The organism is Nocardia sp. JW2 (assembly GCF_051843015.1).
In the GTDB taxonomy this organism is placed as follows: domain Bacteria; phylum Actinomycetota; class Actinomycetes; order Mycobacteriales; family Mycobacteriaceae; genus Nocardia; species Nocardia coubleae.
Map to the genome: position 1 here is coordinate 1 of NZ_JBPXLK010000002.1, position 20,700 is coordinate 20,700.

18 protein-coding genes are annotated in these 20,700 nt (G+C 69.4%); 11 read left to right on the plus strand and 7 right to left on the minus strand.

Annotated features, from left to right (window positions below; all coding sequences use genetic code 11):
- Positions 1–114 precede the first annotated feature (114 nt).
- Complete coding sequence (locus ACSVDM_RS03275) at positions 115–2,145, minus strand: AMP-binding protein (protein ID WP_439262696.1); 2,031 nt, start codon at positions 2,143–2,145, stop codon at positions 115–117.
- Positions 2,146–2,407: 262 nt separating this feature from the next.
- On the opposite strand from ACSVDM_RS03275, the gene ACSVDM_RS03280 reads away from it, so the two are divergent.
- Genes ACSVDM_RS03280 through ACSVDM_RS03295 form a run of 4 tightly spaced genes read left to right on the plus strand, consistent with a single transcriptional unit; the run spans position 2,408 to position 7,517 of the window.
- The gene (locus ACSVDM_RS03280) at positions 2,408–6,142 is read left to right on the plus strand and encodes an ATP-binding protein (protein WP_439262698.1); all 3,735 of its coding nucleotides are present in this window, start codon (positions 2,408–2,410) and stop codon (positions 6,140–6,142) included.
- Positions 6,139–6,552 carry a roadblock/LC7 domain-containing protein gene (locus ACSVDM_RS03285; RefSeq protein ID WP_011207200.1) on the plus strand — a complete coding sequence of 138 codons (414 nt, stop codon included), beginning with the start codon at positions 6,139–6,141 and terminating at the stop codon, positions 6,550–6,552. The genes ACSVDM_RS03280 and ACSVDM_RS03285 overlap by 4 nt, the downstream gene beginning before the upstream one ends.
- A gap of 7 nt (positions 6,553–6,559) precedes the next feature.
- A complete protein-coding gene (locus tag ACSVDM_RS03290) occupies positions 6,560–6,934 on the plus strand; it encodes a DUF742 domain-containing protein (RefSeq protein ID WP_067492470.1) in 375 nt (124 codons plus the stop codon).
- Complete coding sequence (locus ACSVDM_RS03295) at positions 6,915–7,517, plus strand: GTP-binding protein (RefSeq protein ID WP_174550224.1); 603 nt, start codon at positions 6,915–6,917, stop codon at positions 7,515–7,517. The genes ACSVDM_RS03290 and ACSVDM_RS03295 overlap by 20 nt, the downstream gene beginning before the upstream one ends.
- A 49-nt stretch (positions 7,518–7,566) precedes the next feature.
- On the opposite strand, the gene ACSVDM_RS03300 is transcribed toward ACSVDM_RS03295, so the two are convergent.
- Positions 7,567–8,109, minus strand: a complete 543-nt coding sequence (locus tag ACSVDM_RS03300) for a hypothetical protein (protein WP_439262701.1) — start codon at positions 8,107–8,109, stop codon at positions 7,567–7,569.
- Positions 8,106–8,381 (minus strand): helix-turn-helix transcriptional regulator, encoded by a 276-nt coding sequence (locus ACSVDM_RS03305; protein WP_067640988.1) that lies wholly within the window; start codon positions 8,379–8,381, stop codon positions 8,106–8,108. Before ACSVDM_RS03305 ends, ACSVDM_RS03300 begins: the two co-directional genes overlap by 4 nt.
- A 77-nt stretch (positions 8,382–8,458) precedes the next feature.
- Here ACSVDM_RS03305 and ACSVDM_RS03310 point away from each other — a divergent pair, with 77 nt between their 5' ends.
- Positions 8,459–9,961, plus strand: a complete 1,503-nt coding sequence (locus ACSVDM_RS03310) for a carboxyl transferase domain-containing protein (protein ID WP_439262703.1) — start codon at positions 8,459–8,461, stop codon at positions 9,959–9,961.
- Between the two features lie 92 nt (positions 9,962–10,053).
- Positions 10,054–10,908, plus strand: coding sequence for an aldo/keto reductase (locus tag ACSVDM_RS03315; RefSeq protein WP_439262705.1), 855 nt, complete (start codon positions 10,054–10,056; stop codon positions 10,906–10,908).
- Here ACSVDM_RS03315 and ACSVDM_RS03320 read toward each other — a convergent pair.
- Positions 10,889–12,007, minus strand: a complete 1,119-nt coding sequence (locus ACSVDM_RS03320; protein WP_439262707.1) for an NAD(P)-binding domain-containing protein — start codon at positions 12,005–12,007, stop codon at positions 10,889–10,891. The genes ACSVDM_RS03315 and ACSVDM_RS03320 overlap by 20 nt on opposite strands.
- 91 nt (positions 12,008–12,098) lie before the next feature.
- On the opposite strand from ACSVDM_RS03320, the gene ACSVDM_RS03325 reads away from it, so the two are divergent.
- From ACSVDM_RS03325 to ACSVDM_RS03345, 5 genes are all read left to right on the plus strand, one after another.
- Positions 12,099–12,827 (plus strand): enoyl-CoA hydratase, encoded by a 729-nt coding sequence (locus ACSVDM_RS03325; RefSeq protein ID WP_067492584.1) that lies wholly within the window; start codon positions 12,099–12,101, stop codon positions 12,825–12,827.
- Entirely contained in the window at positions 12,827–13,960 is a 1,134-nt protein-coding gene (locus ACSVDM_RS03330) for an MBL fold metallo-hydrolase (protein ID WP_439262709.1), read from the plus strand. The genes ACSVDM_RS03325 and ACSVDM_RS03330 overlap by 1 nt, the downstream gene beginning before the upstream one ends.
- 60 nt (positions 13,961–14,020) lie before the next feature.
- Entirely contained in the window at positions 14,021–14,269 is a 249-nt protein-coding gene (locus tag ACSVDM_RS03335) for an antitoxin (protein ID WP_067492586.1), read from the plus strand.
- Between the two features lie 51 nt (positions 14,270–14,320).
- Positions 14,321–16,588, plus strand: coding sequence for an ATP-dependent DNA ligase (locus ACSVDM_RS03340; RefSeq protein ID WP_439262711.1), 2,268 nt, complete (start codon positions 14,321–14,323; stop codon positions 16,586–16,588).
- 74 nt (positions 16,589–16,662) lie between these two features.
- Positions 16,663–16,842 (plus strand): antitoxin, encoded by a 180-nt coding sequence (locus ACSVDM_RS03345; RefSeq protein ID WP_225281792.1) that lies wholly within the window; start codon positions 16,663–16,665, stop codon positions 16,840–16,842.
- 79 nt (positions 16,843–16,921) lie between these two features.
- Here ACSVDM_RS03345 and ACSVDM_RS03350 read toward each other — a convergent pair whose 3' ends face one another.
- The 3 genes from ACSVDM_RS03350 to ACSVDM_RS03360 form a co-directional block, all read right to left on the minus strand.
- Positions 16,922–17,557 carry a hypothetical protein gene (locus ACSVDM_RS03350; RefSeq protein WP_067640999.1) on the minus strand — a complete coding sequence of 212 codons (636 nt, stop codon included), beginning with the start codon at positions 17,555–17,557 and terminating at the stop codon, positions 16,922–16,924.
- Between the two features lie 211 nt (positions 17,558–17,768).
- Positions 17,769–18,509, minus strand: coding sequence for an energy-coupling factor transporter transmembrane component T family protein (locus ACSVDM_RS03355; protein WP_067641001.1), 741 nt, complete (start codon positions 18,507–18,509; stop codon positions 17,769–17,771).
- Positions 18,506–20,599 carry an ATP-binding cassette domain-containing protein gene (locus ACSVDM_RS03360; RefSeq protein WP_439262714.1) on the minus strand — a complete coding sequence of 698 codons (2,094 nt, stop codon included), beginning with the start codon at positions 20,597–20,599 and terminating at the stop codon, positions 18,506–18,508. The genes ACSVDM_RS03355 and ACSVDM_RS03360 overlap by 4 nt, the downstream gene beginning before the upstream one ends.
- Positions 20,600–20,700 lie beyond the last annotated feature (101 nt).

Here is a 20,700-nt window from a genome sequence, read left to right on the forward strand (position 1 = left end):
CGCGGTTCTCGGCGCTTGACTCCGCCTCTTCCCTCCCTCCGGGCACTCCTTCGTCGCACCCTCCGGTCAGTCCAGAGGCGGAGGCGCGCCGAGAACAGGGGAAGCCGGGCGGTTCTAGGAGGTAGGCGCTACATGGTCGCCGTCGGGGGTGGTCGGCCTGCCGAGCGGGGGGTTGGCGAGGATGCGGTCGGCCAGGGCGGTGAGGACGGCCGGGTCCTCGATGGTGGCCGGGGGTTCCACGTGTTCACCGGCGGTGAGCTGGCGGATGGTCTTGCGCAGGATCTTGCCCGAGCGGGTCTTGGGCAGGCCGGTGACGACGATCGCGTCGTGCAGGGTGGCGATGGCGCCGATCTGCTCGCGCACCCGTTCCACGAGCTCGTCGCGCAACTGGTCGGGCTCGATGTCGATGCCCTGCTTGAGCACCACATATGCCAGCGGCAGGCTGCCCTTGAGCTCGTCGGGCACGCCGATCACGGCGCACTCGGCGACGGCCTCGTGCCCAGAGATGGCGGCCTCGATACTGCCCGCCGAGAGCCGGTGCCCGGCGATATTGATGACGTCGTCGGAGCGGCCGAGGACGTAGAGGTAGCCGTCTTCGTCGAAGTAGCCGGAGTCGCCGGTGAGGTAGTGGCCGGGGAACGCCGAGAGATAGGAGCGCACGAACCGCTCCCGGTTGCGCCACAGGCCGCTCAGGCAGCCGGGGGGCAGCGGCAGGCCGATGACGATATTGCCCTCGGTGCCGTTGGGTACCGGGTTGCCGCTGGCATCGAGCACCCGCAGGCGGTACCCGGGCACCGGCACTCCGGCGGAACCGGGCTTCACGGGCAGTTCCTGCAGGCCGAGCGGGTCGGCGCAGATGGGCCAGCCGGTTTCGGTCTGCCACCAGTGGTCGACCACCGGAGTGTCGGGATGACCGGCGAGCAGGGTGTCGCTGGCCCACTCGAAGGTGGCGGGGTCGAGCCGCTCGCCCGCGCAGAACAGCGCACGCAGCCGGGACAGGTCGTGGCGATGGGCGGCGGTGGCCTCCGGGTCGGCGCGGCGGATGGCACGCAACGCCGTGGGGGCGGTGAACAGCACCCGCACGTCGTGTTCGTCGACGATGCGCCAGAACGCGCCCGCGTCGGGGGTGCCGACGGGTTTGCCCTCGTAGAGCACCGTGGTCGCGCCGACGAACAGCGGCGCGTAGACGATGTAGGAGTGGCCGACCACCCAGCCCACATCGGAGGACGCGAAGAACACCTGACCCGGGCCCACGTCGTAGATATTGCGCATCGACCAGGCGAGGGCCACCGCGTGGCCGCCGTTGTCGCGCACCACGCCCTTGGGCTTTCCGGTGGTCCCCGAGGTGTAGAGGATGTAGAGCGGGTCGCAGGCGCCCACGGTCACCGGCTCGGCCGGTTCGGCGTCGGCGACGGTGGCGTCCCAGTCCAGCCAGCGCGCGGCGACGGTCTGATCCGAGGCGGGCAGCACGTCGGTGGCGGGCTGGTCCTGGGCGAATTCGATGGTCGGGAACTGTGGTCGCTGTTTGACGAGCACCGTGCGCACCGAGGTGCTCTCGGCCAGGTCGAGGGCCTGCAGCACGATCGGCGGGTACTCGATGCGGCGGCCCGGCTCGAGCCCGCCCGACGCGGTGACGACGAGCACCGGCTCGGCGTCGTCGATGCGGGCCGCCAGCTCGGGTGCGGCGAACCCGCCGAAGACCACCGAGTGGACCGCGCCGATGCGGGCGCACGCGAGCATGGCGATCACGGCCTCCGGGATCATCGGCAGATAGATCACCACCCGGTTACCGGCGACCACGCCGAGATCACGCATCGCCCCCGCGAAGCGTTCCACCTCGCTGAGCAATTCCGCATACGTATAAGTCGTTGTGGTGTCGGTCATGGCCGACACATAGATCAACGCGGCCTGATCCGAACGTCCACCTTCGGCGAGAGTTCCGCCGCGCACATGCCGGTCGAGGGCGTTCACACAGGTATTGAGCTTGCCGTCGGGATACCAACGGGCCGAACGTTTGTCGGCGGCGTCGAGAGTGTGCTCGGGGGCGAGATCCCACTCGATCTCGCGAGCGGCGGCTGACCAGAAGTCGGCTGGATCGACCAGGCTGGTCTGATAGACCGGCCGGTACTCGTGTTCGGTGTCCAAGCCTGTGACTCCTAGCCTCGCTTCGTGCCCGCTCGATAGATCCTGATGATTGTGGCAGACTTCACGCGACACCCGAGGGGGTGCCGCGACCTTTGGTTTTGCCTGTAACGGGCAGGTCATCGCGCGGACCTCTACCGGGAGTCGGCCAAGAAGTTATTGATCCGTTAGAATCTGTTGTCACTTATTCGGGCAGTCGTAGACGCAATTTCTCGGCCAGCCGCAGTTCTCGGCCAGCACCGTCTGGCGAGCCACCATTGCGCCTGTGGAGGTTCGTGATGGCGCACGGTACGAGGCCAGTTTGGAAAGTGAGTGGGAGATGCGTGACGCCGCTAGGTCCGGCAGCAAGCGCTGGGCGCTCGGCAACTGGGACCTGCGTTGGAAGGTTACGGCCGTCTTGGCTGTGCCTCTCGCGGTCGCGGTCGGGCTCGGCGTGTCGAGGATTACCTCCGAGTTCACCGAGGCCAACCGGCTTTCGAGCATCAACGAGCAGGTAGACGCGATTCCGTCGGTCACCTCGCTCAGTGCTGTGACCGCGCGGGTGACCGGTAGCCAGACGGTGCCCGCCGGTCCTGGGGTCACCCTGGTGACCGACCAGGACCTCGTCGACCTCGACGCTGCCATCGCCGAGGGCGAGGCCGAGCTCGGTCGACTCGTCGACCTGCCGAAGGCGCACTCCGCGCTCGAGCGGATGATCGCCCAGGCCAAGAATGTGCGTGCCCAAGGCAAGGGGCTCACGGCCTCGCCCGATACCGCGCTCGCCTCGGTCGAGCAGATGCGCAAGGACAGTGTCTCGATCGTCGAGTCGACGATCGCCCAGGTGAGCAACCCGGTGATGGACACGGCCAAGCTGCGCCTGGTCGACTCGCTCAACACCCGGTCGATCCTCGTCGATCAGCTGGCCGCGATCTCGGAGATGCTGCGCGGATCGCCCGCGGGCCCGCAGAACTACCTCACCGGCGTGGCAACCGAGCGTCACCTGCTCGACGTGCTCGCCAACCGCTTCCCCGACGGCGACCAGGTGCTCGCCGACCTCAAGACCCAGGCCGACATCCGCCAGAACCTGGTGAGCGGGCCCGACGTGGCCGCGGGCAAGCTGCCCATCGGCGAGATGCGTACCTCGCTGGTCACCAGTCTCGTGGCCTACGAAACCGTCGTCGACGAGTCGACCAAGGCCATCGAGACCTCGATGGACGAACTCACCACCTCGGCCGCCACCGGCGCCTGGACCTACACCGCGGTCGTCATCGCGACCATCCTCGCCGCGCTGCTGCTCGCCGTGTTCGTCGCGCGCTCGATGATCGTGCCGCTGCACCGCCTGCGCCTGGCCGCGCTGCGCGTGGCCGAGTCCGACCTGCCCCACGAGGTCGCCCAGCTCCGCAACGGCGCCGCCCCCGAGGACGTGCCGCTCGAGCCGATGCCGGTGCGCTCCGACGAGGAGATCGGTCAGCTGGCCCGCGCCGTCGACGACATCCACGGCCAGGCGCTGCGCCTGGCCAGCGACCAGGCGCAGATGCGTTCGCAGGTCAACGACATGTTCGAGACGCTGGCGCGGCGGTCCAAGTCGCTCGTCGACCATCAGCTCACCCTCATCGAGGCGATGGAGTACGACGAGAAGGACCCGCGCCTGCTCGAGAATCTCTTCCGCCTCGACCACCTCGCCGCGCGTATGCGCCGTAACGGTGACAACCTGCTGATCCTCGCCGGCACCAAGCAGCGGCGGTCGAAGTCGGCCCCGGTCGAGATCGCCGACGTGCTCCGCGCCGCGATCTCCGAGGTCGAGGACTACGAGCGCGTCAAGCTCGGTGCCACCCCGCGCGGTTCGCTCGTCGAACCGGCCGCCTCCGACCTGGCGCACCTGTTCGCCGAGTTGCTCGACAACGCGCTGCGCGCCTCTCCGCCGGAGACCGACGTCAAGTTCACCTTCGCCCAGGCGCACGACCAGGGTCTGCTGATCGAGGTAGCCGACCGGGGCATCGGTATGCCGCCCGCGGAGATGACCGACATCAACCGCAGGCTCGAGCAGGCCGCCGAGCCCGGCCCCGACACCGCCCGCCACATGGGTCTGTTCGTGGTCGGCCGTCTGGCCGAGCGGCACGGTCTCACCGTCCGCCTGCGCCCGACGTTCGACACCGCGCGCGATCCGGGTGTCACCGTCACCGTGCACGTGCCGGTCGGCCTGATCGTGTCGGGTGCCGGTGGCGCGGTCGTGCCGCCGAACCAGCTGCAGAAGCAGCAGCAACCGCCGCAGCCGCAGAAGCCGCAGCCCCAGCAGCCGCAGCAGCCGAGCACCATGCAGACCCGTGCGATCACCCGTACCCCGGGTGGCAACATGATGGTCACCGTCGACCCGGGCGTGAGCCCGCCGCCGACCGGTCCCGGTGGATTGCCGCAGCGTCAGCCGGGCAATGCCATGGCGCAGACGCAGGACGGCAACGAGCAGTCCACGTCGTTGCGCCCGGCCACCCCCGGTCAGGGCAATGTGCCGCAGCGCGGCAAGCTGGCCGCGGCCAACCTGCCCAAGCGCAATCTGGCAGCGGGTGGTCCCGGCGCGCCGCAGCGTCCGCAGCCACCCCAGCCCCCGCAGGGCAAGCCGGGCGAGGCCAAGCCCGCGCCGACGGCCGGTGGCCTGCCGCAGCGTCAGCCGGGAGCCAACGGTGCTCCCGCCCGCGAGCAGGGTCAGCCCCCGCGTGACGCGGCACCCACCCGTGAGGGCGGCCTGCCGCAGCGTTCGCCTGGCGCCAACGGCGCCCCGCCGCGTGACCCGTCGACCGGGCTGCCGCAGCGCGACTCGTCGAACCGCGCGCCGCAGCGCGACCAGAGCGGCGGCCTCCCGCAGCGTGACCCGGCGGCCGGCCCGCAGTCCGGCGGCCTACCGCAGCGCTCGCCCTCGGGCGGTCTCCCGCAGCGTGACCCGTCCAACGGTCTGCCGCAGCGGGAGCAGACCGGTGGTCTGCCGCAACGTGATCCGTCCACCGGCCTGCCGCAGCGTGCGCCGAACAACCCGCCGACCGGACTCCCGCAGCGTGGCGGCCCCGTGCCGCAGCGTGATTCCGAGCCGGTGCAGCGCGATCCCTCGACGGGCCTGCCGCAGCGTGGTGGCCCTGCGCCGCAGCGTGATTCCGAGCCGGTGCAGCGCGACCCGTCGACCGGTCTGCCGCAGCGTGGTGGCCTGCCCCAGCGCGAGCCGACCCCGCGTCTGCCGCACCGCGAGCAGTCCGGCGGCCTGCCGCGCCTGGACAACCCGGCCGGCGGTCTGCCGCAACGGGATCCGGCCAACGGGCTGCCACAGCGCAACCCCGCCGGTGGCCTGCCGCAGCGCACCCCGTCGGAAACGCCCGCCGCCCACCGGGATCCGGCCGACGGCGGCCTGCCGCAGCGCGCGCCCGGTCTCCCGCAGCGCGGTGAAGCCGCGCCGGAGCGCCCACTCGGACCGAATGGGCTGCCCCAGCGTGCTCCCGGCGCTACTGTGGTACCGCAGGCGAACGCCGGGCCGGGAGTGGCTCTGCCGCAACGGGATCGGGATCCTGCGGAGCCGGGGAACGCTGCGTCGGCAGGGCGTGATCCGGGACGGCACAGCTATCGGTCGAATCCGGCCAAGGCCGCGTCGTTCTTCCAGACCAGGTTGCAGCCGGCACCGGAGGGCGATTCCGTGATGGGCGGAACGCCGATCTTCGCGGAGATGATGTCGGCGTGGCTCACGGACGAGAATTCCGACCGGTCCCAGCTGGCCGCCGCCTTCGAATCACCCGGTGACGAAGGTTGGCAGGCCGCGCGACGGGCCGCCGAGGCGCAGGCCGAGGCCCGCACGGCCGCCGGCTTGCCACAACGCAATCCGGGCGGAAGGCTCGTGCCCGGTGGCGTGACCGGTAACGCCGACCGCACACCGAAGCGCGACCCTGAAACCATCAGGTCCAGCTTGAGTCGTCACCAGCAGGGCGTCCGGGATGGCCGCGCAATGAAGGCAATGAACCTAACCGGAGATAAAGGAGACCGATGAACCCCGATCTAGGTGGTACGAACCGTCAGCTGGATTGGCTGGTTTCGAACTTCGCCAACGAGGTTCCTGGCGTAGCCCATGCTGTCCTTGTCTCGGCCGACGGCCTGCTGATGGCCGCCAGTGCCCAGCTACCGGTCGACCGCGCGGAGCAGCTGTCTGCTGTCACCGCCGGTCTGGCCAGCCTGTCCGTCGGCGTGTCGAATCTGTTCGAAGGCGGTACGGTACTGCAGTCCGTCGTCGAGATGGAGCACGGATACCTGCTGCTGATGGCAGTGGGCGACGGCTCCTATCTCGCGGTCCTGACCAACACCTCGTGTGACATCGGTCAGGTCGGCTACGAGATGGCTCTGTTGGTCGAGCGTGTGGGCCAGACCGTCCAGGCCACGCCACGCGTCACGATGGGTTCCTGATGGTGGGATGGACATAGACGATCACCGCATGGGAAGCGCCGAGCCAAGCCTCGTTCGCCCGTACTCGTTGACTTCCGGCCGTACCCGGCCGGCAGTCGAGTTGGCGTTGGAGGCTCTCGTTGCCTCGCATCCGGTCGCCATGGAGCGGCAGTTCGAACTGAACAACCTCGAAACGTCCATCGTGGAGTTGTGCAGACAATCGCCGTCCGTCGCCGAGATAGCCGCCCAGCTGCGCATCCCCATCGGGGTTGCGCGGGTACTGGTGGCCGACCTCATCGAGGCCGGTCATGTTCGGGTCTCGGCGACTTTGAAAGACGATTCCAGCGACGATGAACGTCGCGAGCTGATCGAAAGGGTTCTCAGTGGACTCCGGCGTATTTGATTCGACGGCGCAGGTCGACACCCGCACGAGCAAGCCGACTTCGGCGAAGATCGTTGTTGCCGGTGGCTTCGGTGTCGGTAAGACCACGTTGGTCGGTGCGGTGTCGGAGATCGTTCCGCTGCGCACTGAGGCGTTGGTGACCAATGCCAGTGCCGGAATCGACAACCTCACCGGCATTCCGCAGAAGTCGACCACCACGGTGGCCATGGACTTCGGCCGGATCAGCCTCGCCGACGACCTGGTCCTGTACCTGTTCGGTACGCCGGGCCAGTACCGGTTCTGGTTCATGTGGGACGACCTCATCCGCGGCGCCATCGGCGCCGTGGTGCTGGTCGACACCCGCAGGCTGGAGGACAGCTTCGCGGCCGTCGACTACTTCGAGGCACGTGGCCTGCCGTTCCTGGTGGCGCTCAACGAGTTCGACGACGCACCGAAGTACCCGCTCGAGGACATCCGCCAGGCCCTCGCGGTCCCCGCGGATGTCCCGATCATGTCGATCGACGCCCGCCGCCGCGAGCCGGCCAAGCAGGCTCTGGTCTCGCTCACCGAATACGCGCTGCGCAAGGTGATGCAGGGCTACTGATCGGCGGGTGGGGCTGCGTCGATGAAGGCCGCAGCCCCGGTCTCACCCGTCAGGGTTCCGGTTCGGGATCGGGACGGGTCCAGCCGATGATCATCGCGGGCGCGCAACCGCCCGCCATGATCGCTGCCAGCAGCATGAGTCCCCCCGCGTAGGCGGTTCGATACGCATCGGCTTCGGGGTCGATAGCGCTTGCCCCGATCAGGAAGAACAGACCCGGCAGGGTCAACGACTGGGTGAGCGCGAGGCCGACCGAGCGGGCTTTGTTGCGCTCGGCGATCTCGAATTCGTCGAGCATCTGTTCCGGCGCGTAATCCTGTCCGCCGCTGGCGATTCGCAGCATGGTCCAGGCGGGCAGGAACAGCAGGAGCGAGATCGTCGCGATCACGACCGGCACCACCTGCAGGTCGAACGCGCACAGCACGCCCGCGATCGCCACTCCGGCAAGCGCGGTCGCGGTGCCGATCACCAGTAGCCGCCGACGTCGTTGCGGCCGCCAGCTTTTCAGCATGCCCGCCGTGCGCTGTTCCTGCACGAGCCAGCGCCGCACCCGATAGTCCTGATAGCGGTCGATCAATCCGGTCGCGCTGGTCATGACGTGCCTTTCGTTCGTGGATACACCTCGGCCGAGAGCGGGCCGAATTCCGTGCGGGAGAAGACCGCCTCCACCGGCAGGGCGAACACATCGCAGATGCGCAGCGCCAGGTCGAGGCTGGGGTAGTGGTCGCCGCGCTCGAGCGCGCCGATCGTCTGGACATTGACATTCACCGCGTCGGCCAGGGCCGCCCGGCTCATCCGCTGTTCGGCGCGCAGCACCGCGATGCGGTTGTAGATCGGGAGGGTTTCCCCTCGTCTTACTGGGCTCACACAACATAGTGTTGTAAAAACCCAACAGACTGTCAAGACTATCCGCGACATCGTGATCGCCCGGCTACGCTCTGCTCGTGCAGATTTCGGCGAATGAGGTGATCGCGCGGCTGCTCGACGTCGATTCGTTCGTGAGCTGGGATCGCCCACCGATCGTGCGTGCCGCCTCGCCGCGCTACCGCCAGGAGCTCGTCGACGCGAGCCGCCGGGCGGGCACCGACGAATCGGTGCTCACCGGCGAGGGTCTGCTGCGCGGGCGGCGGGTGGCCGTGATCGCCTGTGAATTCGGGTTTCTCGCCGGGTCGATCGGGGTGGCGGCGGCCGAGCGGATCGTGGCGGCGGTGGAGCGGGCGACCGAACTCGGGCTGCCGCTGATCGCCTCGCCGACCTCGGGCGGCACCCGGATGCAGGAGGGCACAGTCGCTTTCGTGCAGATGGTGAAGATCGCCGGTGCGGTCGCCGTGCACAAGGCGGCGGGGCTTCCGTACCTGGTTTACCTGCGCAATCCGACGATGGGCGGCGTGTTCGCGTCGTGGGGATCGCTGGGGCACATCACCTTCGCCCAGCCGGGCGCCCTCATCGGCTTCCTCGGCCCGCGCGTGTACGAAGCGTTGTACGGCAAGGCGTTTCCGCCCGATGTGCAGACCGCCGAGAACCTCTACCGCAACGGTGTGATCGACGGCGTGGTGCCGATCGAGGTCTTCCGCCGGATCGCCTATCGCGCGTTGAGTGTGTGCGCCGGCCTGCCGCTTCCGTTGTCCGCCGAGCCGGGTTGGGCTGCGCCCGTGCGTAATCCGGGGGTCCTGGCGAATCCCGCGGCCACAGCATGGGATTCGGTGCTCAGTACCCGGCGCCCCGGCCGCCCGGGCATTCGTGACCTGCTTCGCCATACCAGCCAACGGGTTCCGCTCTCGGGCACCGGCCAGGGCGAAACCGACCGCACCGTCCTGCTCGCGCTCGCCCGGTTCGGCGGGCAGCCGTGCGTGGTGTTCGGGCACGACCGGTCCGGCCGCCTCGAGGAGCAGACGATGAGCCCCGCCGCGCTGCGCGAGGCCCGCCGGGCCATGGCGCTGGCGGGGGAGTTGCGGCTGCCGTTGGTCCTGGTGATCGACACTGTCGGCGCCGCGCTGTCCAAGGAGGCGGAGGAACGCGGTCTGGCGGGCGAAATCGCCCGCTGTCTGGCCGATCTCGTCACCCTCGACACCCCGACGGTGTCCGTGCTGCTCGGTCAGGGCACCGGCGGTGGCGCCCTCGCCCTGCTCCCCGCCGATCGGGTGCTCGCCGCGCGGCACGGCTGGCTCGCGCCGCTGCCGCCGGAAGGGGCGAGTGCCATCGTTTTCCGCGATATCGAGCATGCGCCGGAACTCGCCGCGGCCCAACGCATTCGCTCCGCGGATCTCCTCGAGGACGGCGTGGTTGACCGGATCGTGGAGGAGTATCCCGACGCCGCCGACGAGCCGGTCGCCTTCGCCCGCCGCGTCGTCCTGGCGATCGCCGAGGAACTGGCCGCCCTGCGCACCCACCCACCCGAGGAACTGCGCACGCTGCGCCTGGCCCGCTACCGCCGCATCGGCCGGTGAAAAACCGACCTCCGCCCCGGTTCGCACACCTGGGGAAACACGCGAGGTCGCGTCGTTGACGCCACCGGCAACCACTTCTACCCTTCGGTAGGGTGACCTTCCGCAGCGAAAGCAGTCCTGTTCCCACCATCGTGCTCAACGATGGGAACGTCATACCGCAGCTCGGCTTCGGTGTGTTCCAGGTGCCGGAGGAAGACGTCACCACGGTGGTCGCCGAGGCGTTGAAGGTCGGTTACCGCAGTATCGACACGGCCGCGATCTACGGAAACGAGGAAGGCGTAGGTCGCGCGATCCGTGCCTCGGGGATTCCCCGCGACGAGATCTATGTGACAACCAAGCTGTGGAACTCCGAGCAGGGCTACGACAGCACGCTGCGCGCGTTCGACACCAGCATGCAGCGGCTCGGCCTGGACTATCTCGACCTGTACCTGATCCATTGGCCGGTGCCGAAGGCCGATCGCTTCGTCGACACGTTCCGGGCGTTCCAGGCATTGAAGTCGCAGGGCCGGGTGAAATCCATCGGCGTCTCCAACTTCCGGATCCCCGATCTGGAGCAGGTGATCGCCGAGACCGGCGAGATCCCCACCGTGAACCAGATCGAGCTGCATCCCACCCTCGCCCAGCCCGAACTGCGCACCTTCCATGCGAACAACGCCATCGCCACCGAGGCGTGGAGCCCGCTCGGGCAGGGCACCCTGCTGGACGATCCCACCATCGTGAGCCTGGCCAAGGAGCTCGATCGCACGCCCGCGCAGGTCATCATCCGGTGGCACCTGCAGCTGGGCAATATCGTCATCCCGAAGTCGGTGACGCCCTCGCGCATCGCCGAGAACTTCGACGTGTTCACCTTCGAACTCGACGTCGACGCGATGGCCGCGATCAACCGTCTCGATCGGGGCACCCGGGTCGGCCCCGATCCGGCCACCTTCAGCGCCGGTCTGGACTGATCCCCAGGTAGTCGCTCAACTCCCGGGCGGCCGCGCGGCCGGCCCGGTTGGCGCCGATCGTGCTGGCCGACGGCCCGTAGCCGATCAGGTGCACGCGGGGGTCGACCGCGACCTGGGTGGCCAGACGGCCGGTCATCGTGATGCCGCCCCCGGGCCCGCGCAGCCGCAGCGGGGCCAGATGGTCGAGGGAACTGCGGAAACCGGTCGCCCACAGGATCACGTCGGCGGGCTGGAAAGTGCCGTCGGACCAGCGCACACCGGTCGGCTCGATCCGTTCGAACATGGGCAGCCGGTCGAGTACGCCTCGGTCGCGGGCGGCGCGCAGCCGGTCGTCGAGCGGCAGGCCGGTCAGCGACACCACCGAGCCCGGCGGCAGACCACGGCGCACCCGGTCCTCCACCGCGGCCACCGCCGCGCGTCCGTCCGCTTCGGTGAACGGTGTCTCGCGCCAGCGCGGCTCGGTCCTGGTCACCCAGGTCGTCGAGGTGACCCGGGAGATCTCGTCGAGCAACTGCACCGCCGAGATACCGCCGCCGACGACGATCACGTGCTTGCCCGCGAATTCGTCGGCACTGCGGTAGTCGCGCGTGTGCAGCTGACGTCCGGCGAAGCTGTCGGCGCCCGGATAGCGCGGGATGAACGGGTGTTCCCACGTGCCGGTGCCGTTGATCAGCCCGCGCGTGCGCAGGGTTCCGGCACTGTCGGTTTCGACCTGCAGCACCTCACCGCGTCCGGCGCAGCTCTGCCCGTCGGCGGTCCGGTCGCAGACCACCCGCACCGAAACCTGACGGCGAACCCGCAGGTCGAAGCGCTTCTCGTAGAGCTCGTAGTAGTGCGGGACGGCGGTCGCGGCCGGTGCCGAGGACGACCCGGGCGGCAGGGTCTCGGCGAACGACATGCCGGGCAGGTCGTGCACCCGGTTCACGGTGGTCAGGGTGAGCGAGGGCCAGCGGAACTGCCAGGCACCGCCCGGTCCCGGCGCGTGGTCGACGATGACGAAGTCGCGTTCGGGCACCAACCCCAGCCGGCGCAGGTGATAGCCCGCCGACAGCCCGGCCTGGCCAGCGCCGATCACCACGATGTCGAAGTCGGTTCCCACAGCCGCCGATGGTATGCCTTACCGGGCGCCGACCGCTGACTGTGGCAGAGTGAAGACAACCACGTGATCCGGTACTTCTGTGGAGGAATTCATGCTCGGCGTGACCCGCGATGGCGACGTGATCACCATCGAACTGCAGCGCGAACAGCGACGCAACGCGCTCAACGAGGAGCTGGTCGCCCAGCTGCGCACCGCCATGCTCGAGGCCGTCGACCAGGGGGCGCGCGTCATCGTGCTCACCGGCCGTGGCCCGATCTTCAGCGCGGGCGCCGACCTGTCCGGTGTGTACTCCGAGACCTTCCTGACCGGTTTGCTCGACATGCTGCACACCATCGAAAGCCTTCCGGTGCCGGTCATCTCGGCGATCAACGGTGGCGCGATCGGTGCCGGTGTGCAGCTGGCGCTCGCCTCGGACCTGCGGGTGATCGAGCCCGACGCCTACATCGCGGTGCCCGCCGCCAAGCTCGGCATCTCGGTGGACCGCTGGACCGTCGCCCGGCTGGCCGCCCTGATCGGCGGCGGCCCGGCCCGCACCATCCTGCTCGGCGCCGAAACCGTCAGTGCCGCAGACGCTTACGCGTTCGGCTTCGCCAACAAGATCGGCACCGTCGCCGACGCCAAGGCCTGGGCCAAGTCGATCGCCCAACTCGCGCCGCTGTCACTGCGGGCCATGAAGCTCATGCTCAACGACGACGGCACCCGCGCACCGGCCAGCGAGCAGCTGGAGACGGCACTGTCGGCGGCCTGGACCAGCGACGACGCGCAGGAAGGCCGGCTGGCCCGGCAGGAGAAGCGCCCGGCGAAATTCCAGGGGCGCTGATGAATCCGGCACGGGTCGCGGGTTCGGTGGCGAGTGCGCTCGGGCTGGCCTGGGTGGCGCGTGCCGTGTGGGGGCTGCCGAGGGCACTCGGCGCCGGGCCGTCGGAGATCGCGCCGACGGCGCTCGGCAAGTCGTCGTATCGGGACGGCCGTTTCCACAACACCGAGGCCAGCGCGATGATCGCGGCCGGTTCGGCGGCCTCGCTGGTGTGGTCGGGGCTCACCCAGGGGCGGGTCGGGCGGCCGCGGCGGCCGGTGCCGCTGGTGACGCCCGCCGTACCCGAGCAGGCGGAGGAACTGGCCGTCACCTGGTACGGGCACGCGAGCGCGCTGATCGAACTCGACGGGTACCGCGTGCTGACCGACCCGGTGTGGAGCGAGCGGGTCTCGCCGTCGCCGGTGATCGGCCCTGCCCGGTTGCATCCGGTGCCGGGCGCGCTGTCCACCCTGCCGCGCGTCGACGCCGTCGTCATCTCCCACGACCACTACGACCACCTCGACAAGCCGACCGTCGACGAGCTGGTCCGCGCCCAGCGCGCGCCGTTCGTGGTCCCGATGGGAATCGGCGCGCACCTGCGGCTGTGGGGCGTTCCGGACGACCGCATCATCGAATTGGATTGGGGCGGTTCGGTTTCCCTCGGGCACAAGGCTGGCGACCGTGGCTTGACCATTACCTGCGCCGAGGCCCGCCACTTCTCCGGCCGCGGCCTCGCTCGCAACACCACCCTGTGGGCGTCGTGGGCGTTGGCCGGACCGACCAAGCGGGTGTATTTCGGCGGCGACACCGGGTACACGAAGGCGTTCGCGCAGGCCGGTGCGGTGCTCGGCCCGTTCGACCTCACCCTGCTCCCGATCGGCGCCTACGACGAGCGCTGGACCGATGTGCACATGACCCCCGAGGAAGCGGTGCGCGCGCACGCGGCCCTGTGCCTCGGCGACCCCGGTTACGGGCTGCTCGTCCCGATTCACTGGGCCACCTTCAACCTGGCCTTCCACGGCTGGGCCGAACCGGTGCACCGGCTGGTGTCGGCGGCCGCCGCGGCCGGAACCGCGATCGCGGTGCCCAAGCCGGGTGAGCGGGTGGTTCCGAATGACCTCCCACCACGGGTTTCGTGGTGGGAAGATGTGGAGTGAACCTTTCGGCTTAGTGCAGCGATGGGCGATCGCGCGAAACTGGGAAAGGAACATCGGCAGATGAGTCTCGTGGACACCTTGAAGGGCTTGCTCGGTAAGGGCAAGGAGGCCGCCGCGCAGAACGCGGACAAGATCAACGATGCGGTCGACAAGGCAGGCACCTTCATCGACGACAAAACCAAGGGCAAGTACAGCGACAAGATCGAGAAGGGCAAGGAAGCCGCCAAGAAGGCCGTGCCCCCGCAGCAGCCGGGCTCGGGACCTGCCACGGGCGGCACCACCCCGACCGATCCGGGGCCGAAGGCCTGATCCGGTGCGCGGGGGCCGCGACGACGCGGCCCCCGCCGCCGGGCCACGTCGATGGTCCGCCGCGAGTTCCGTGGTGCGCCGGGTGAACCGGATGTCGAGGTCGAGCTCAGCAACCTCGACAAGGTGTTGTACCCGGCCACCGGAACGACCAAAGGTGAAGTGATCGCCTACTATTCGGCGATCACCGATGCCATCGCGCCGCATATCGCCGGTCGTGCGGTCACCAGGAAGCGGTGGCCCAACGGGGTGGATCACCCCGATTTCTTCGAGAAGAACCTGCCCGAGCACGCGCCCGCGTGGTTGCACCGCGCCGCGCTCGAGCATTCCAGCCGCCGGGTGGTGTACCCGCTCATCGATTCCGAGGCGGCGATGGCCTGGCTCGGGCAGCAGGCGGCGCTGGAAATCCATGTGCCGCAATGGCGTTTCGAGGCCGGCGAGCGCGGTCCGGCCACCCGCATCGTGTTCGACCTCGATCCCGGGCCGGGTGCGGGTCTGGTCGAATGTGCCACGGTGGCGCTGGCCGTGCGGGACATGGTCGGGGAGATCGGGATGCGCGCCTTTCCCGTGACCAGTGGCAGCAAGGGAATTCACCTCTACGTGCCGCTGGACCGGCCGGTGAGTTCGCGTGGCGCGTCGACGGTCGCCAAACAGGTGGCCACGAATCTGGAGAAGCTGCACCCCGACCTCGTCACCGCGACGATGGCGAAGTCGGCGCGGGGCGGCAAGGTGTTCCTCGACTGGAGCCAGAACAACGCCGCCAAGACGACCATCGCGCCCTATTCGCTGCGCGGACGCACCGAACCCAATGCCGCCGCCCCGCGCGACTGGGCCGAGATCGAGGACGCGAAGTCGTTGCGGCAGTTGCGTTTCGACGAAGTGCTCGCCCGCTGGAAAGCCGACGGCGACCTGCTGGCCGACCTCGACCCACCGCTGCCCGCCCGCCCCGACTCGCTCACCAAGTACCGCAGCATGCGCGACTCGGGGCGTACGCCGGAACCGGTCCCCGCCACCGCCCCCGAGCGTGGTTCCGACGACCGGTTCGTGATCCAGGAACACCACGCCCGCCGCCTGCACTGGGATGTGCGCCTCGAACGCGACGGCGTCCTCGCCTCCTGGGCCGTCCCGAAGGGCCCACCGACCGAGCCGAAACACAACCGCCTGGCCGTGCGCACCGAGGACCATCCGCTCGAATACCTCGACTTCCACGGCACCATCCCCAAGGGCGAGTACGGCGCAGGGGAGATGACGATCTGGGATTCGGGCACCTACCGCACCGAGAAGTGGCGCGACGACGAGGTGATCGTCGAGTTCGACGGCAAGAAGGTGCGTGGTCGCTACGCCTTCATCCAGACCAAGGGCGACCAGTGGCTGATGCACTACATGCGCGACCAAGGCGCCCGGGAAACGCTGTCCGACACCGGTTCCCGGTCGTTCCCGCACGGCTTGTCGCCGATGCTCGCGACCGCCGGGGACGTGGAGTCGTTGCAGCCCCCGGAGTGGGAGTTCGAGACCAAGTGGGACGGGTTCCGGGTGATCGTCGAGATCGACGACGGCACCGTCACCGTGCGCAGCAGGCGCGGCAACACTGTCACCGCCCGGTACCCGCGCCTGGCCGCGCTGGCCGCCGAACTGGCCGGGCACCGCGTGGTGCTCGACGGGGAGGCGGTTGTCTTCGACGACAACGGGCTCTCGGATATCTCCGCGCTCCAGGCGGATTCGGCCCGCGCGATGTTCGTCGCCTTCGATGTCCTCTACCTCGACGGCACCTCGCTGCTCCGCAAGAAATACAGCGACCGCCGGGTGGTCCTCGAAGCATTGGGGCAACTGGCGCCCTCGATGCGGATCTCCGAACGACTCGGCGGTTCCGGGGCCGAGGCGATGGAGCAGAGCCGTGAACAGGGCCAGGAGGGCGTGGTCGCCAAGCGCGTCGACTCGGTGTATCAGCCGGGCAAACGCAGCCAGACCTGGATCAAACAGCGCAACTGGCGATCCAGGGAGGTGGTGATCGGCGGGTGGCGGTCGAGCGCGGCCCGCCCGTTCAAGTCCTTGCTCGTCGGCATTCCGCACGATGACGACTTCGTCTACGTCGGCCGGGTCGGCACCGGGTTCGATTCCGAACAGCAGCGCCGCATCGCCGAGCAGCTGCAACGCCTGCGCCGCAAGACCTCACCGTTCACCAACGAGATGACGGCGGAGGAGATCAAGGACGCCGAGTGGGTCACGCCGAGCGTCACCGGCATCGTGCGGTTCCAGGCGTGGACCGATACGGGACGCCTGTGGCATCCGATCTGGGACGGTGTGACAAGTTCGCCACGATGATGCTCGCGCGTGAAAGCTGCGCTGTTGCTAGGGTGATCGCGTTGTACCCGGTTCGAATCAGCGAGGAGTACGCGGTGGATTTCAAGAACCTGGCGGACAAGGCGATGGGCCTTGCCTCCCAGCACGCCGACAAGGTCGACGACGTCATCGAGAAGGCCGGTGACGTGGTGGACAACAAGACCGGCGGCAAGTTCGCCGGTCAGGTGGATTCGGCTCAGGAAGCGGCGAAGAACGCGCTGCGCGACAAGGCCTGAGGCCGACGGCGGGCCGGCCGCCACCGGCCCGCCGGACCAACGCGCTGAGAGTTTGCTCCCAGCGCGTTGCCTGCGGGGATTACCCGGTCTGCGCCCAGCGGGTGGTGCCCGGGGGAGCGGTCAAGGTGTTGATCAGGTCGATGCCCGCGACGATCAGGGTCGGCCCACCGGCGACGATGGTGCCGATGATCGCACCGACGGACGCACCGGTGATGAGACCCGGAAGTGCGCCCACGCCGCCCGCGGCCGCGCCGACGACGAGGCCGATCACCGCGCCGATGGCCATGCCGACGAAGCTGCCGATGGCGGTGGCCAGGCCGAAGGTCGAGGCGAAATTAGCCTGTGCCGCATAGTTTTCCGAGGGCGAGGCGACCGGGGTGAGGTTCGGGCGCGCGGTGGCAGCGTCCTTCACGGCCGTCAGTTCGAGCTTGCGGCCCTCGTCGCTGACCGCGTGCGGCAGCGGGTACTCGAGGGCGCCGTCGCGCACCGAAAGCGGCAGCGACAGCAGGGTGGCGCCCGCTTCGTCGCGGACCTGGACGGCGCCGTCGGTGACGGTGAAGGTGCCGTGCGTGAGGGTGGTGACAACAGTGTTGCCGATGAGTTCGGTGCGGTACTCGACGCTCGGCGGCACCGGTTCGGCGTTCGCGACGCCGGTGCCGACGAGTGCTGCCGCGAGCACCGGAATGGCGACCGCGGCGATCTTACGGATGATCATGTGAACATTCCCATCTGGTTTTCATCAGGAGACGTGCCCAAACGAAGGCGCCGCGTTCGTTGCTTCCCCCGAGAAGCGAGCGTCGGCACGTGAAAGCGGTCCAGCTCGGTTGTCGATTGAACGCTAGTCGTCTCGATGGTGTCTCACAGGGGAATTCAGATTTTAAACATGAAATTCCTCATAGATATACGCTATTACGAGCCGTGCTCGTTCACAGTGCGGCGTTGAGCCCGAGCGCACCCGCGCAGACCGCGAAAACGATCATGAGGGCAACGGCATCGCGCCTGGTAGGGGCGCTGGGATGGGCCGTGAGCATGCCTGTGCCACCACGCGCGGTGATGGCCTCGGCCAGCTCGCCCGCGCGGCGTGACGACACCGCCATGCACGCGGTGAGGATGTCGATGAGTGGATTCGCGTCGGAGGCGCGATGCAGCAGGCTCTCCTTGGGGCGCAGCTTGCGAGCCGCGCGCAGCACCCGGATCTCGTCGAGCAGCAGCGGCAGCCCGCGCAGGGTGAGCGCGACGACCACCGCCCACTCGTCGACCGGCAGCCGCAGCTTGCGCAGCGGGGCGCCGAGCTTGGCCAGCGCCGGGGCCACCTCACCCATCGGGGTGGTGAACGCGATCAGCAGCGAGGCCGCGACCAGCACCAGGCCGAACACGACCACCTGTGCGTAGACCAGCACCCCTCGCGTTCCGTTGGGGATGTTGACCAGCGCGCCGAGCACGATCAGCCCCCAGAACCACAGCGGCAGGCGCGGCAGCGCGCCGAGCGGAATCCTGGCCAGCACGGCGATCGCGATCAGGAACGCGATGATCACGCCGAGCACCGGCCACGCGGGCCAGAACATCAGCAGCAGGCTGATGGTGAACGCCGCGATCATCTTGGTGCCGGCCCACAGGCGGTGCACCACGCTGTTCACGGGTACCTCGCGCAACAAAACGGTGCTCATCGGGCCACTCCGTTCCCCGGTTCGTTGCGTGAATTGTCCAGTCGCCACAGCGGTTCGGTGTGCGCGGCGACAGCGCCCACGGTCTGGCGCGCGGTCTCGACGATCACCCCGGAATCCAGATGGACGGTGCGATCGCACACCACCGACACATCGGCCACATCGTGGGAGATGACGATCAGGGTGAGGCCCGAATCACGCAGGCGGGCAAGCAGTTCCACCACTTCGGCGCGGCCCTGCGGGTCGAGCCCGGCCAGCGGTTCGTCCAGGACGACGACCTGGGGATGGCTGGCGACCATCGCCGCGAGCACCACCCGTTTGGCCTGACCGCCGCTGAGTTCGTCGACCGAGCGGGCCGCGAAGGCCCGGTCGAGGCCGACCGCGTCGAGCGCGCGGCCCACCGCGCCGGAACCGGTGGCCTTGCCGCCCCAGTCGGCGATCTCCTCGCCGACCGTCTGCTTCTGCAGTTGCAGGCGGGAATGCTGGAACGCCAGGGTGACGCGACCGATCTGCTTGTCGACCGGGGTGCCGCGCAGTTCGCAGCGGCCCTCGCTCGGGGCGATCAGGCCGGCGATGATCCAGGCCAGCGTCGACTTGCCCGACCCGTTGCCGCCGACCACGAGCAGTGCCTCGCCGCGGCGCACCGACAGGTCGACACCGTGCAGGGCCGGTGCCTCCCACGGTGTGCCCCGGTTGTAGGTGTGGCGCACGTCGGTGAGCTCGAGGATGGGTTCGCCCATCGGTGCCCGGCGCCGGTCGCGGGCCGGTTGCGGCCAGGCCGCGAGCCGGTCGACCATGCGGCCCTGCGCCAGGTGGATCACCCGGCCCGCGGCGCTCGCGTCGGCTTCGTGGTGGGTCACCAGGACCACGGCGGTGCCGTGCCGCTCGGGCAGCCGGGCCAGCAGGGCGACCAGGTCGCGGCGGCCGTCCGGATCGATCATCGAGGTGGCTTCGTCGGCGATCAGCAGGGCCGGTCGCCGGGCCAGGGCCGCGGCGACGGCGAGGCGCTGCTGCTGTCCACCGGAGAGGGTGGCGGTTTCGCGGCGGCCCATGCCGTCGAGGCCGACCTCGGCGAGCAGCGCGTCCACGTCGACCTGGGCGGCGAGTTCGGGCGGTAGGCCCCACACCACGTCGTCGGCGACGGAGACACCGAGGGTCTGGCTCTCGGGACGTTGCAGCACCAGCGCGGTGCCGCCGAGTTTGCCGAGGCCCGCCGAGCCCGGCCGGTCGACGGCGCCGGAGGTCGGTGGTCTGCCCGCGAGCACCCGGGTGAGCGTGGATTTGCCCGACCCGTTGTGCCCGACCACGGCGACGAACTCGCCGGGCCGGATGGTGAGGTCGATATCGGCGAGCGCGTCGGTGGCGGCTCCCGGATACCGGAAACCGACGCCGTGCAGGGAGACGGGCAGCGGCGCGATCTGCCGGTCGTCCTCGGGTGCGTCGAGGCGGTCGCTGCCCGGCAGCCACCGCAGCCGGTCGAGCACCGAGCCGAGCACGAACCAGGAGACGACGGTGCTCACGAATACGCCGAGCGCGACCGAGCCGCCGATGTAGAGCCACCACCAGCGCAGCACGGCATCGGTGGCCTCGGTCGACATCCGGCCGAGCGGTTCGAGCTGCGCCTGTCGTTCGGCGAGGTTGTTGATGCCCTCGGCGGTGCTGCGGATGGCGTCGAAGAACAGCTGCCTGGTCCGGGCGAACAGCAGCAGACTCGCCACGGAGAACAGGCCCCAGCCGAGGCCCGCGACCAGCCCGAGCGCCAGCACGGCGGCGAATCCGCCCCCTCGTCGTTTGACGATGCCGACGATCCCGGCGATGGTCGCGGCGCCGAGCACCCCGAGCGCGGGCATGATCCCCGCCGCCACGAACGTCACCAGTCCGGCGGCGACGGTCGCGGTGACCAGCGCCCGCAGCCGGTACCGGTGGGCCAGCAGCCCGAGCGGAACGGCCGCGACCAGCTGCAACGCGGCCGCCATCGGCACCAGCGACCCCACGGTGATGAGACCGACGGTGAGCCCCGCCATCACCGCCCCGGTGGCCAGCTCGATGGGACGCAGTGGTCCGCGAGGAAGATCCGCGGGCTTGTGATTCACGTGTCCAGTCTGCCAGGGGGTTGCCCCACCGGGATATGCGCGGCGTGTGGATTGTGTGTGGATCCGGTGTGCCCACCTGGTGGTAGGCACGGCGCGCAGGC